Origin of the sequence: Cellulophaga sp. RHA19 (genome assembly GCF_002813425.1) — a bacterium.
In the GTDB taxonomy this organism is placed as follows: domain Bacteria; phylum Bacteroidota; class Bacteroidia; order Flavobacteriales; family Flavobacteriaceae; genus Cellulophaga.
The window spans coordinates 337866-351836 of record NZ_PHUL01000001.1 but is presented as its reverse complement, the minus strand read 5'-3'; the positions used below and the strand labels follow the sequence as shown (position 1 = coordinate 351836).

Genomic DNA, 13971 nt, shown 5'->3' with positions numbered 1-13971 from the left:
TTTAAAATACTCAAATTAGTTTTGATTATTGATTTGATTTTTTTTCTTGATTTTAACCTCGTCTTTAGGTAAAATATCTATTTGTGGTTTTTTTAGAACTTCTTTATTTGCAATACTACGTTCTAAAGAGAGTAGTAGTGACGGTAGTAATATTAAGTTTGCTAACATAGCAAATAATAACGTTGCAGATACTAATGCGCCTAATGCAACTGTACCTCCAAAGTTAGAAATTACAAAGACTGAAAAGCCAAAAAATAGAACAATAGAGGTGTAAAACATACTAACTCCTGTTTCTCTTAATGCGGCATAAACAGATTTTTTAATTGCCCATTTGTTAACCACTAGTTCTTGTCTGTACTTAGCTAAAAAGTGAATTGTATCATCTACAGAAATACCAAAAGCAATACTAAATACTAAAATTGTAGATGGTTTTATTGGTACGCCTACAAAGCCCATTACACCTGCGGTAATAATTAGCGGTAGTAGGTTTGGTATTAGTGATATAATAATCATTCTAAAAGACCTAAACAAATAAGCCATAAAAAGGGCTATAAGTGCAATGGCTAGTGCTAGAGAAAGTACTAAATTGTTAACTAGGTACTTTGTTCCTTTTAAAAATAAAAGAGCCTTACCTGTTAAAAATGTGTTGTATCTTTCTTTTGGAAATATTTTGTCTAAATTCTCTTGCAGTCTACTCTCTATATCCTGCATGCGCTCTGTATCTACATCTCTCATAAATGTTGTAATACGTGCGGTTTGTCCTGTAGAATCTACAAAACTTTCTAGTAAATTACCATTGCTTTGAGAATTACGAGCCACATCCATAATAAAATTATTCTCTTGTGTGGTTGGTAATTGATAGTATTTAGGAATTCCGTTGTAAAATGCTTGTTTAGAATATTTCACAAGATTAACTACAGATATTGGGTGAGAAAGCTCTGGAATTTCTTCAATTACTTCACCAAATTTATCCATTCTTTTTAAAGTAGCGGGTTTTAAGACTCCATTTTTTCTTTTGGTGTCTATTACAACTTCAACAGGCATTATGCCTTTAAATTCTTTTTCAAAAAACCGTATGTCTTTAAAAAACTCAGCCTTTTTTGGCATATCTTCAATAGGGCTTCCAGAAATATCTATTTGATAAATTCCAATGATGCTAATTGTTAATAGTAGAATAGAAACAATATAAACAGATATTCTTTTGTTTCTAACAATGTTTTCCATCCAGCTAACAAAAGTATCAATCCACTTTGTGTTTAAGTGTTTTAAATGTTTGTCTTTTGGCATTGGTAAAAAGCTGTAAACAATTGGTATAATTAATAATGATAAAATAAAAATGCCAATAATGTTTATTGATGCTACAATACCAAACTCTTTAAGTAGCTGACTGTCTGTAATAATAAAAGTGGCAAAACCAGATGCTGTTGTAATGTTAGTCATTAACGTAGCATTACCAATTTTAGAAATTACACGCTGTAAAGACAGTGCTTTGTTTCCGTGTTTTTTAACTTCTTGTTGGTATTTGTTTATTAAAAAGATACAATTTGGTATCCCTATTACAATTATTAATGGTGGTATTAGAGCTGTAAGTACAGTAATTTCATACTGTAAAAGGCCTAAAATGCCAAAGGCCCACATTACACCAATAATTACTACACACATAGATATAAACGTAGCTCTAAAACTTCTAAAAAAGAAAAAGAATATTAAAGACGTTACGCCAAGTGCAGCAAGTATAAACTTGTTTATTTCGTCAATAATATTTTTAGAATTCATTGTACGTATATATGGCATTCCAGATATATGCAAATTCATTTCTGTTTCTTTTTCAAATGTATCTGTAAGGTGTTTAAAGTCCTTAAGTATAAAATCTTTACGTACAGATGTATTTACAATGTCTTTATCTAAATACACTAAAGTTCTAATAGTGCCTGTTTCTTTATTGTAAAGTAGGTTTTCGTAAAACGGCATATTGTTAAATAAATGCTGTTTTAGACTATCTATTTCTTTGGTGGTTCTTGGTTTAGACTTTATAAAGTTTTGAAGTATAAATTTTTGTCCGTCTTCGGTTTTTACAAGCTCTTTAAGGTTGTCTGTAGATAAAACAAAATCAACCTCCGGAAAAGCATCAAGCTGTTTGCTAAGCTTATTCCATCTGTTAAATTTTTCAGGAGTATAAAGTGTACTGTCTTTTGCAGCAATAGCAATAACATTACCTTCTTCGCCAAATAACTTTAAAAACGACTGATATTTAATATTAACCGGATGATGATCTGGTAATAAATTAGCTTCTGAGTTAGAAAACTTCATGTTTTTCCATTGAAAACCTAGAAAAACGGTAAAAGCTATTATTAGTAGTATAATGAGAATTCTATTTCTTAGAATTATCCGAGCAGTTTTTGCCCAAAAACCTTGCGTAATCTTTGCAACCATTATATGTAATTAAGGTGCGCAAAGGTAAAGAAGTATTATTAGTGTTCCCAAGAAATGGGCTTTAAATACGTGTTAATAGTAAATAAAACTTAATCTTCTATTTTGATTTTGTGTTGTTTGCAGAAATCTATAAGTTCTGCGACAGTGGTACTTTGTTTAGAAACTTCTAGGTCTCTGTGTTTTTTGTTGCTTAGTTGAAACCTGTAATAGGTTATGCTAAATATTTTAATTGTTTTGAGTTGTGCAATCTCGCTTAGGTTATATGTTTCTTTATAAGATTTTTTTGTAAACATATAAATTGCATAACTTATTGATGCAATTAAGAGGGCTATGGAGAGGTAGAAGAGTAAGTTGCTCTGGTTGTTAATAATATTTAAACTGGAGCTTAGTATAATAAGTACAGAGAAGACTTTGCCGTTACTTTTTTGACTTTTTATATTGTCAATAATTTCAACTTTGTTTAAATCTTCTCTGTAGTTAATTTTCATTAAAAAATAAATTAAACCTTCATTATTTCGGCTTCTTTAGTCACCAATAATGAATCTATTTTTTTTGTGAATTCATTCGTAAGTTCTTGTACATCTGCTTCAGCATTCTTTTTTAAGTCTTCAGATGCATTTTCAAGAGCTTTTATTTCTTTATTGGCTTCTTGTCTAGCGTTTCTAATACCAACTTTGGCATCATCCGCTTCGCCTTTTGCTTGTTTTGCTAAATCTTTTCTTCTTTCCTCTGTTAGTGGCGGTACGTTAATAATAACAAAATCACCATTGTTCATAGGGTTAAAACCAAGATTAGAGTTCATTATGGCTTTTTCTATTTCGTGAAGCATATTTTTTTCCCAAGGCTGAACAGATATTGTTCTTGCATCTGGAGTGTTTACATTAGCTACTTGAGAAAGAGGAGTGGAAGAGCCATAGTAGTCTACCATTACGCTAGATAGCATAACAGGACTAGCTTTACCAGCTCTAATTTTAATAAATGCTTTTTCTAAATGGTCTATTGTGCCATTCATACTCTCTTTAGTACTGTCTAATATAAAATTAATTTCTTCGTTCATCATGTTAATATTTAATCTTGGTTCAGCATTAACTGTACCACTTATAGATTTACTTCTGTTCCTATATTTTCTCCTGATAGTAATTTTAATAAATTACCTTTTGTATTCATATCAAAAACAACAATTGGTAACTCGTTTTCCTGACTCAAAGTAAAGGCTGTTGTGTCCATTACTTTTAAACCTTTATTTAGTACATCCTGAAAAGATATTTTGTCAAACTTAGTTGCGTTTTTGTCTTTTTCAGGGTCAGATGTGTAAATACCGTCTACTCTTGTACCTTTTAATATTACGTCTGCTTCAATTTCTATTGCTCGTAATACTGCGGCAGAATCTGTAGTAAAGTACGGGTTACCTGTTCCTCCGCCAAAAATTACTACACGTCCTTTTTCTAAATGTCTCATAGCTTTTCTTCTAATAAAAGGCTCAGCTACTTCATTTATTTTAATGGCAGTTTGTAATCTTGTTTGTACACCAGCGTCTTCTAAAGCACTTTGTAGTGCTAAGCCATTAATTACAGTGGCTAGCATACCCATATGGTCACCTTGTACACGGTCCATACCGTTACTTGCTCCTGCAACACCTCTAAAAATGTTACCGCCACCAATAACTATTGCTACTTGAATACCTTTGTCTGTTACCTCTTTTATTTCTTTAGCATATTCCGCAAGTCTAATTGGGTCTATTCCGTATTGTCTAGAACCCATTAAGGCTTCTCCACTTAGTTTTAAAAGTATTCTTTTGTATTGCATTTTCTGGTGTTGTTTATGGTTAGCAAAAATAATGAAAAAAATGAACGGTAAAGTATGTCTTATATTTAATTCTAATATTTTGTTGTATTAGTATCCGTTTATTTAAATAAAAAAGCCGTTTTCTAAAAATAGAAAACGGCTTTACTTATAACTTTAAAAGTTTTGTGTCTTATTATCCAAGAGCAACTCTTTTAAAAGATGTTACAGCAACATCGCCGTAAGAAGAAACGTAAGATGCTACGCTAATTTTTTCATCTTTAATAAAGTTTTGGTCTAATAAACATTGCTCTTGATCTAGAGTAGTGTTATCAGATACAAATCTTTCCATTTTACCTGGTAAAATTTTATCCCAAATTTGCTCTGGCTTACCTTCTGCTTTAAGTTGTGCTTTAGCATCTTCTTCTGCAGTAGCCATAACTTCTGGAGTTAATTGAGCCATAGAAATATACTGAGGTACGTTTTTAAGAGTTTTTCCTAAACGACCTAACTCAATATTATCTTTTTCAATAACAGCAATTCTTGCTTCAGTTTCTGATGCTACATATGCAGGATCAAAATCTTTGTAAGATAATGTAGTTGCACCCATAGATGCAATCTGCATAGCAACGTCTTTACCTAGAGTTTCTATGTTTTCTACTTTTGCAGAAAAACCAACAACAGCAGCAAGTTTGTTAATGTGAACGTAAGAACCAACGTAAGGAGCCTCTACAGTCTCAAAAGCGTTAATTTCTAATTTTTCACCAATAACACCAGTTTGTTCAACTAATTTTTCAGCAACAGTCATCCCTCCAAAATCAGCAGCTAAAAACTCTTCTTTAGAGTTGTAGTTTAATGCTAATTCTCCTAATTGGTTTGCAAGAGCTAAAAAGTTATCGTTTTTACCTACAAAGTCAGTTTCACAACCTAATACAATTGCAACACCTTTGTTAGCTTCTGCGTTAACTTTAGCAACAGCAGCACCTTCGCTAGAGTCACGATCTGCTCTTTTTTCTGCTACTTTTTGACCTTTTTTACGTAATACGTCAATTGCTTTGTCAAAATCACCTTCAGCTTCAACTAATGCTTTTTTGCAGTCCATCATTCCTGCGCCAGTAGCTTTTCTTAGTTTATTTACTTCTGCAGCTGTAATTTTTGCCATCTTATTTATGTTTTAATATTGCTCTAAATAAATATTATTTTTTTAGAACGATGTTAAATTAATATTTTGTTTTATTTATATAAAAGGTTGTTTAGATTACTCTATACCACCTTTAGTATTGTCTTGCCATACTTTTAACTCATCCCATTTGCCATCTGCAGCCATTTTAGCTTGCTTTGGCCAAGAACCAGGATTTTTAGATGCAAAACTAGAACCAGCAGCAGTTAAGATAGCGCTTAAATCTTCAACAGATTTTGCAGCTAAATCTGCATAAGTTTTAATTCCTTCGTTTTGGAAAATTTCAGCTATTTTAGGTCCAATTCCTTCTACTTTAGTTAAGTCATCTGCAGAAGTTGTAGCCTCAGCTTTTGGAGCTGGTGCAGCTTTTGCTTTTGGAGCAGCAGCTTCTTTACCTTCTTTTTCAGCTTGCTTATCAGACTTACGATCTGCTAAACCTTCAATAATTGCGTCAGAAACATGTGTTAATACAGCTTCAATAGATTTAGATGCATCATCGTTAGATGGGATAATGTAATCTATTGGTCTTGGATCAGAGTTTGTATCTACCATTGCAAAAATAGGAATGTTTAATTTTAAAGCTTCCTTAACTGCAATGTGCTCTCTCATTGTATCTACAATAAATAAAGCTCCTGGTAAACGTGTCATATCAGAGATAGAACCTAAGTTTTTCTCTAATTTAGCTCTTAAACGATCTACTTGTAAACGTTCTTTTTTAGATAAAGTTAAAAAAGTACCATCTTTTTTCATTCTATCAATAGAAGCCATTTTTTTAACAGCTTTACGAATAGTTACAAAGTTAGTTAGCATACCACCTGGCCATCTTTCTGTGATGTAAGGCATATTTGCTTTCCCTGCTTTGTCTGCAACGATGTCTTTTGCTTGTTTTTTGGTAGCTACGAAAAGTATTTTTCTACCTGATGCTGCTATCTTTTTTAAAGCTTCATTAGCTTCATCAATTTTTGCAGCAGTTTTGTATAAGTTAATAACGTGTATTCCGTTACGCTCCATATAAATGTATGGTGCCATATTCGGGTTCCACTTTCTTGTAAGGTGTCCAAAGTGTACACCTGCTTCTAATAAGTCTTTTACTTCAATTTTGTTTGCCATTTTTTTTGTAATAGTTTACGTTCCGTTTTACTTAGCAATGCTAAAGTAGTGCGTATGCAGTCTTTAACATTTAGATGCTAAACTAGTGTTATTTATATGGTGATAAATAACAACGACAACTTGTTTTAATTTATGCTTTAGATTTTTTCTAAAGACTTCTCAATGAACTTGTTTTGTTGGTGATGTTCCAACGGTATAAAATATCAGATAAAATCTGATGTAAAAAAACCGGAACAAAGTTCCGGAATATATTCTTAACGCTTAGAGAATTGAAATTTCTTACGGGCTTTCTTCTGACCGAATTTCTTACGCTCTACCATTCTTGGATCTCTAGTTAAAAGACCTTCTGGTTTTAATACTAATCTGTTTTCAGCATCAACCTCACACATTGCTCTAGAAAGAGCTAGTCTAATAGCTTCTGCTTGTCCAGTGATACCTCCTCCGTAAACATTTACTTTTACGTCAAAGTTTTCTTCATTGCTAGTTAAAGCAAATGGTTGTTTCACTTTGTACTGTAAAGTAGCAGTAGGGAAATATTCATTTAAATCTTTTTTGTTGATTGTAATGTTACCTTTTCCTTCAGAAACATATACACGTGCAACAGCAGTTTTACGTCTGCCTATCTTATGAATTACCTCCATTATAAGTCCTTTAAGTTTATTGCTTTTGGTTTTTGTGCCTCTTGGTTGTGCTCAGAACCTACGTAAACTTTTAAGTTACGAAAAAGCTCAGCGCCCAATCTATTTTTTGGCAACATACCTTTTATTGATTTTTCCACTACACGTGCTGGGTTTTTCTCCAACATTTCAATAGCTGTCTGAGACCTTTGTCCACCAGGGTAACCTGTGTGTCTAATATAAGTCTTAGTTTGCCATTTGTTACCGCTAAGAGTAACTTTCTCTGCATTGATAACAATTACGTTATCCCCACAGTCCACATGTGGTGTAAAATTAGGTTTGTTCTTTCCTCTTAAGATTTTTGCAACCTTAGAAGCAAGACGACCCAACGTTTCTCCTTCAGCATCAACCAATAACCACTCCTTAGAAACGGTTGCTTTATTGGCTGAAATTGTCTTGTAGCTTAATGTATCCACACTAATATATTTTTATTATTTACTTAATCCCGATAAACGGGGTGCAAATGTACAATTATTTACTTGAAATACAAATGCTTATTTCCGTTTATTTTTATTGTTTTTTCTAAATGCTATTGTTTTCTTGATTTGCGAAGCTTTAATTTTTTTGATTTTAACAAAAATTTGTCATTTTTAATTATAAATCTGTAACAGGAGTCTTATTTTTACAACTTCTTTTAAAAAATAACCAAAACCACTAATGTTTAAATTTAACATAACAAGTGCTCTAGTATTTTTAACTACTGCGCTTTTTTCTCAAGAAAGTGCAAATATACAAGTTCCAAAGAGGGTGTACACTACAAATAGTGTAGAAAATAAAAAATCGCCTGTAATTGATGGTCATTTAACAGATGATGCTTGGAATAACTCCGAGTGGCAAGGAGATTTTGTAGAATGGAGGCCAGATGAAAATACATCTCCTACACAGCCCACTAAATTTAAAATTGTGTATGATGACAAATTCCTTTACATAGCCTTTAAATGTTATGATGCTGATTTGGATAAGATTGAAAAACGTTTATCAAGGAGAGATGGTTTTCAGGGAGATTGGGTAGAAGTAAATATAGATAGTTATAATGATAAAAGAACCGCTTTTTCTTTTACGTTTACGGTTGCAGGTGTTAAAGGTGATGAGTTTATATCTGAAAACGGAAGTAGTTGGGATAGTAGTTGGAATCCTATTTGGTACGGCAGCTCTAAAATTGATGAAGAGGGGTGGACAGCAGAATTAAAAATACCTTTTAGTCAGTTAAAGTTTGGAGATGCAGCAGAACAAGTATGGGGTTTGCAAGTTAAACGTAGAATTTTTAGAGCTGAAGAAAGGTCTATTTGGCAACGTATTCCGTTAGAATCTTCTGGGTATGTGAGTGAGTTTGGTGAGCTTAGAGGTTTGTTAAATATTAAGCCACAAAAACAATTAGAGATTCAGCCTTTTGTAGTAAACCAATATGATAGTTATCCAAAAGAGGTTGGTAACCCTTATAGAGATGGCTCTGACTATAAATTAAATGGAGGTTTAGATGCTAAAATTGGTATTACAAATGATCTTACGTTAGATTTAACAGTAAATCCAGATTTTGGTCAAGTTGAAGCAGATCCGGGGGCAATAGCTTTAGATGGTTTTCAGATCTTTTTTAAAGAACAGCGTCCATTTTTTATAGAGAATAAGAATATTTTTGATTATGAGTTTGGTAGTGGTCAAGATAACTTATTTTACAGTAGGCGTATTGGTCGTAATCCACACGGCAGACCTGCTTTAGAGGATGGTGAGTTTGTAGATGTGCCAAAAAACACTACAATTTTAGGGGCTGCTAAGTTTTCGGGTAAAACTAAAAGCGGTTGGTCATTAGGGCTTTTAGAAAGTGTTACAGGTAAAATGTATGCAGAGATAGATGCTAATGGAGAAAAAAGAGATGAGCTTGTTGAGCCGCTTACAAATTATTTAGTTGCTAGAGCTCAAAAAGATTTTAATAATAGAAATTCATATGTTGGTGCAATTTTCACATCAACAAATAGAAGACTAGAAGATAATTTAGATTTCTTACGCAAGTCTGCAGTTTCTGCTGGCGTAGATTTTAAGCATAATTGGAAAAACAGAGAGTATTATATAGAAGGTAATTTTGTAGCTAGTTCTGTTAATGGTTCTAAAGAAGCTATTGCGCAAACACAAAAATCTATTGCGCATTTATTTAACAGAGTAGATGCTGGTCATGTAAAATTTGACGATTCAAGAACTTCTTTGTCGGGTACAGGTGGTAAACTGGAGTTTGGTAAAGCTGGCGGTGGAGATTGGAGATATGAGGGCGGTGTACTTTGGTATTCTCCGGAATTAGAATTAAATGATATAGGCTTTTTACGACAGGCAGATAAGATTACACAGTTTGCAGAAGTGCAGCGTTTGTTTTTAAAACCTACAGATTTTTACAGAAACATACGTTTGCAATTAGGACAGTACTCTACGTTTGATTTTGATGGCAATTATAATAGAATGTCATACCAGTTTAATGGTAATATAAGTTATAAAAATAATTGGTGGACAGAGGTAGAGGCTACTTATGATCCTGTTTTTTATAGCAATGCAAACTTGCGTGGTGGTCCAAGATGGCGTTTTGCAGAACAGGGTGGTTTTGCGTTGTTTGCAGGTTCAGATAATAGAAGGAAATTTTATGCTACTGTTGGTTATGTTGGTAATAAAGGTGCAGAGGATACATTTAAATATAATAGGTATGTGTTTAGGTTTACATACCAGCCGATAGATGCTTTTAGTTTGTCTATGGATAATGAGTTTTCTACAGAAAATAGTAAAACACAATACATAACTAAGCGAGAAACAAGTGATGAAACTAGGTATATTTTAGGAGAAATAGATCAGAACACATTTAGTAGTTCTATACGTTTAAATTATAACTTAAATCCTAATTTAAGTTTACAATATTATGGTCAGCCTTTCATTTCTAGAGGTAGATATTCTAATTTTAATTATGTTAATAATCCCGTTGCTGGTAGTATTGATAATAGAGTAACACTGTTTAATGAAAATCAAATAACGGAAAATAATGGTGTTTATTTAATTGATGAAGATGTAGATTCTAATACAGATTATGAATTTGGAGATCCAGATTTTTCATTTGTACAATTTAGGTCTAATTTAGTGTTGCGCTGGGAGTATATACCAGGTTCTGAAATATTTTTAGTTTGGTCTCAAGGACTTACGGGTAATGTTAATCCTGATGATGCTTTAGGTAGAAGTTTAAATAGGCAGATTTTAGATCGTAAAAAGGATAATACAATTTTACTTAAGGCCACTTATAGATTTATACTTTAAGTAAAAAACTGGTAGATATACTATTATGTGTTATTTTGCGTTTTTAAAAAGAAAACTAATCGACTAAAAAGATGATAAAAAAGAGTTTTATAGTAATGGCTGCTGTATGTATGTTTGGAAGTTCTTGTTCTACGGATAGTGATAAAGAAATTTTTTCAGAGAACAGCTTGGTGGGTACTTGGGTGATTTCTGATGTTACAAGGGAAGAATCCTCTGAGGTGAGTTTACCTCAAGAAATAGCAAAGAATCTTATAGATCAAGGTTGTAAAATAATTACATATACTTTTAATGCTGATGATACATTTGTTGGTAAGGATAAATTAAATTATTTTGTAATTGAATCTAATGGAGCGGGCATAGAAGTTGATTGTCCTGAAGAAACAGATACTTTAGTTGGTGCTTGGGATTTAGATGGCGACCAATTAACAATTACAGATCCTACAGGAGGAAAAACTGTTATTACGGTTGACTTAAATGGTAATACGCTAATTATTGCAGGGGAAGATATTGATGAAGGTAATTATGAAGGTTTAGATGTTGTTTTTACAAAAAACTAAAACCATTCTATTTAAAAAATAAAAAAGGACATTAGAAAAATCTAATGTCCTTTTTGTTTTATTGTATTTTAATTAATGAGCAACTAGCCAATTATCTCCTGTTCCTATTTCTACGTCTAAAGGAACCGCAAGCGAGTATGCATTTTCCATTTCTGTTTTAATAAGTGTTCTTACTTCTTCTAATTCTGTTTTGTGAGCGTCAAAAACAAGTTCATCGTGTACTTGTAAAAGCATTTTGGTTTTAAAATTACCTTGAGTAAGTTTCTTGTGTATGTTAATCATTGCAATTTTAATAATATCTGCTGCGCTACCTTGTATTGGTGCGTTAACGGCGTTACGTTCTGCTGCTCCACGCACAACAGCGTTTCTGGAGTTTATATCTTTTAGGTATCTACGTCTTCCTAAAACTGTTTGTACATAACCATTGTCTCTTGCAAAGTCTACCAGTTCACTCATGTACTTTTTAAGTTTTGGGTATGTCTCGTAGTAAGCGTCTATCAGTTCTTTGGACTCTCCTCTGCTTAAGTCTGTTTGGTTGCTTAATCCAAATGCAGATACACCATATATAATTCCAAAGTTTACTGTTTTTGCATTACTACGTTGCTCTCTAGTAACCTCTTCTAAAGAAACGTTAAATACTTTTGAAGCTGTAGAGGCGTGAATGTCTTCTCCGTTTTTAAATGCTTCAATCATTGTTGTTTCATCACTTAAAGCAGCAATTATACGTAGCTCTATTTGTGAGTAATCTGCTGCTAATAGTGTGTAATTCTCATCTCTTGGTACAAAAGCTTTACGTACTTGTCTTCCGCGCTCTGTACGTATAGGTATGTTTTGCAAGTTGGGGTTGTTGCTACTTAGTCTTCCTGTAGCGGCAACAGTTTGCATGTAGTCTGTGTGTACACGGCCGGTGCTTTCTTCTACTTGTTCTGGTAAAGCATCAATATAGGTGCTTTTTAACTTGGCTAAACCTCTGTATTCTAGTATGTTTTTAATGATATCATGATCTTGTGCAAGATAAGAGAGTACATCTTCTGCTGTAGAATACTGACCTGTTTTTGTTTTTTTGGGTTTATCTACAAGTTTTAGTTTTCCAAAAAGTATTTCTCCTAATTGTTTTGGTGATGCTATATTAAATTCTTCGCCTGCAGCTTCATAAATACTAGTTTCTAGGTTTTTAATATCTATGTTTAACTCATTAGAGAGAGAATTTAAAAAGTCAACATCTAGGTTAATACCTTCTAGCTCCATATCTGCTAAAACGCTTAATAGTGGAATTTCTATGCTGTTAAATAAATCTTCTGTTTTTGCGTCTTTAAGTTCTGGTCTAAAGTGGCTTGCTAGTTGGTAAGTAATATCTGCATCTTCAACCGCATACTCTGTTTGTTTTTCTACAGGAACCTGGCGCATAGATAACTGGTTTTTACCTTTTTTACCAATTAATTCTGTTATGGAAATAGGAGTGTAGTTTAAGTATGTTTCGGCTAACACATCCATATTATGTCTCATATCAGGATTTATTAGATAGTGAGCTAGCATGGTGTCAAAATATGTTCCTTTTATAATAAGGTTGTATTTGCGCAATACTTTAATGTCGTACTTTAAATTCTGACCTACTTTTTCAATGTTTTCATCTTCAAAAAACGGACGTAATTGCTCTATGAGTTCTTGTGCTTCTTCCCTTGCTTCAGGAAAAGGAATGTAATAGCCTTTGCTGGCTTCCCAAGAAAAAGCAATTCCTACTAACTCTGCTGTAAGCGGATTTAGTCCTGTTGTTTCTGTATAAAAACAGACAGATGTTTGTTTCATTAAGTTCTGTAAAAACAATTTCATAGCCATTCCAGGTGCTACACTTTGGTATATGTGCGGAATGTCTTTGCTTGTTTTTCTGCTAGATAACTCTTGCTGTACTTGCGTAGCAGAAGCGGAATCGCCACCGCCAAATAATGAAAACTGACCAGCTCCGGCAGCAGCTGTTTTGGTTGTTGTTTTTGTAGATTTATCATTATTGCTACTTGTGGCTGCGGTAGTTGTTTCTGTAGCAAATGTTTTTATAAGGTTGTCAGCAAGTCTTCTAAATTCTAACTCTTCAAAAATAGCCGTAACCTTTGGTAAATCTGGTTGGTCTAATTCATATTCTTTTTCATTAAACTCTACGGGAACATCTAACATTATGCGAGCTAATTTTTTAGAAAGTAAGCCAAGTTCTTTGTTGGCTTCTATTTTTTCCTTCATTTTACCTTTTAGCTCGTGCGTATTTTCTAAAAGATTTTCCATACTACCGTAAGCGGCAAGGAATTTTTTTGCGGTTTTATCTCCAACACCAGGCAGTCCGGGAATGTTATCCACGGCATCTCCCATCATACCTAAATAATCTATAACTTGCTCAGGTCTTTCAATTTCATATTTGTTTAATACTTCTGGTATTCCCCAAGTTTCATAACCACCACCAAACATTGGTCTGTACATAAAAATATTTTCAGATACTAACTGAGCAAAATCTTTATCTGGTGTAACCATAAAAACTTTATAGTTTTCTTTTTCTGCTTTTTTAGCTAATGTTCCTATAATGTCATCGGCTTCAAAACCTTCTTTAACAATTACAGGTATGTGCATTGCCTTTAAGATATTCTCTATGTATGGTATGGCTAATTTTATAGCTTCAGGTGTGGCATCACGGTTGGCTTTATAGGCTTCAAACATTTCTACACGATCTACACTTCCGCCACGATCAAAACAAACTGCTAAATGGTCTGGCCTTTCTCTTTTTATAACATCTAATAGTGAATTGGTGAAACCTAGTATTGCTGACGTGTCTAGTCCTTTAGAGTTTATTCTTGGGTTTTTTATAAACGCATAATATCCTCTAAAAATAAGTGCGTATGCATCTAGTAAAAAAAGTCTTTTTTGATCTGCCATCTTATAATCTTAATTAAGTGTCAAAACTACTAAT

Annotated in this window: 11 protein-coding genes; 2 read left to right on the top strand and 9 right to left on the bottom strand. The window is 33.1% G+C overall.

Features of this window, described 5'->3' with window-relative positions; translation table 11 throughout:
- Positions 1-15: 15 nt before the first annotated feature.
- From AX016_RS01530 to rplM, 8 genes are all read right to left on the bottom strand, one after another.
- Positions 16-2433: an efflux RND transporter permease subunit gene (locus AX016_RS01530; RefSeq protein WP_100893923.1), complete on the bottom strand. Its 2418-nt coding sequence runs from the start codon at positions 2431-2433 to the stop codon at positions 16-18.
- Between the two features lie 89 nt (positions 2434-2522).
- A complete protein-coding gene (locus AX016_RS01525; RefSeq protein WP_100893922.1) occupies positions 2523-2921 on the bottom strand; it encodes a hypothetical protein in 399 nt (132 codons plus the stop codon).
- 11 nt (positions 2922-2932) lie between these two features.
- Entirely contained in the window at positions 2933-3490 is a 558-nt protein-coding gene (gene frr, locus AX016_RS01520) for a ribosome recycling factor (RefSeq protein ID WP_100893921.1), read from the bottom strand.
- Between the two features lie 41 nt (positions 3491-3531).
- Positions 3532-4239 carry a UMP kinase gene (pyrH, locus tag AX016_RS01515; RefSeq protein WP_100893920.1) on the bottom strand — a complete coding sequence of 236 codons (708 nt, stop codon included), beginning with the start codon at positions 4237-4239 and terminating at the stop codon, positions 3532-3534.
- 172 nt (positions 4240-4411) lie between these two features.
- Entirely contained in the window at positions 4412-5377 is a 966-nt protein-coding gene (gene tsf, locus AX016_RS01510) for a translation elongation factor Ts (RefSeq protein WP_100893919.1), read from the bottom strand.
- A 96-nt stretch (positions 5378-5473) separates the two neighbouring features.
- Positions 5474-6505, bottom strand: coding sequence for a 30S ribosomal protein S2 (gene rpsB, locus AX016_RS01505; protein ID WP_100893918.1), 1032 nt, complete (start codon positions 6503-6505; stop codon positions 5474-5476).
- Positions 6506-6759: 254 nt separating this feature from the next.
- Entirely contained in the window at positions 6760-7146 is a 387-nt protein-coding gene (gene rpsI, locus AX016_RS01500) for a 30S ribosomal protein S9 (RefSeq protein WP_100893917.1), read from the bottom strand.
- Positions 7146-7598, bottom strand: a complete 453-nt coding sequence (gene rplM / locus AX016_RS01495; protein WP_100893916.1) for a 50S ribosomal protein L13 — start codon at positions 7596-7598, stop codon at positions 7146-7148. Before rplM ends, rpsI begins: the two co-directional genes overlap by 1 nt.
- 241 nt (positions 7599-7839) lie before the next feature.
- Between rplM and AX016_RS01490 the strand changes: the two genes are divergently transcribed.
- Positions 7840-10464: a DUF5916 domain-containing protein gene (locus AX016_RS01490; protein ID WP_100893915.1), complete on the top strand. Its 2625-nt coding sequence runs from the start codon at positions 7840-7842 to the stop codon at positions 10462-10464.
- Between the two features lie 71 nt (positions 10465-10535).
- The gene (locus tag AX016_RS01485; RefSeq protein ID WP_100893914.1) at positions 10536-11021 is read left to right on the top strand and encodes a lipocalin family protein; all 486 of its coding nucleotides are present in this window, start codon (positions 10536-10538) and stop codon (positions 11019-11021) included.
- A gap of 72 nt (positions 11022-11093) precedes the next feature.
- Here the strand turns inward: AX016_RS01485 and polA are convergent, their stop codons facing one another.
- A complete protein-coding gene (gene polA, locus AX016_RS01480; protein WP_100893913.1) occupies positions 11094-13937 on the bottom strand; it encodes a DNA polymerase I in 2844 nt (947 codons plus the stop codon).
- Between the last annotated feature and the right edge of the window lie 34 nt (positions 13938-13971).

What these genes read in the sequence shown, in the direction of transcription:
- frr (WP_100893921.1), bottom strand. Translation starts at nt 3,490, where the DNA reads ATGAACGAAGAAATTAATTTTATATTAGACAGTACTAAAGAGAGTATG.
- pyrH (WP_100893920.1), bottom strand. Translation starts at nt 4,239, where the DNA reads ATGCAATACAAAAGAATACTTTTAAAACTAAGTGGAGAAGCCTTAATG.
- AX016_RS01490 (WP_100893915.1), top strand. Translation starts at nt 7,840, where the DNA reads ATGTTTAAATTTAACATAACAAGTGCTCTAGTATTTTTAACTACTGCG.
- rpsB (WP_100893918.1), bottom strand. Translation starts at nt 6,505, where the DNA reads ATGGCAAACAAAATTGAAGTAAAAGACTTATTAGAAGCAGGTGTACAC.
- tsf (WP_100893919.1), bottom strand. Translation starts at nt 5,377, where the DNA reads ATGGCAAAAATTACAGCTGCAGAAGTAAATAAACTAAGAAAAGCTACT.
- AX016_RS01530 (WP_100893923.1), bottom strand. Translation starts at nt 2,433, where the DNA reads ATGGTTGCAAAGATTACGCAAGGTTTTTGGGCAAAAACTGCTCGGATA.
- rpsI (WP_100893917.1), bottom strand. Translation starts at nt 7,146, where the DNA reads ATGGAGGTAATTCATAAGATAGGCAGACGTAAAACTGCTGTTGCACGT.
- polA (WP_100893913.1), bottom strand. Translation starts at nt 13,937, where the DNA reads ATGGCAGATCAAAAAAGACTTTTTTTACTAGATGCATACGCACTTATT.
- AX016_RS01525 (WP_100893922.1), bottom strand. Translation starts at nt 2,921, where the DNA reads ATGAAAATTAACTACAGAGAAGATTTAAACAAAGTTGAAATTATTGAC.
- AX016_RS01485 (WP_100893914.1), top strand. Translation starts at nt 10,536, where the DNA reads ATGATAAAAAAGAGTTTTATAGTAATGGCTGCTGTATGTATGTTTGGA.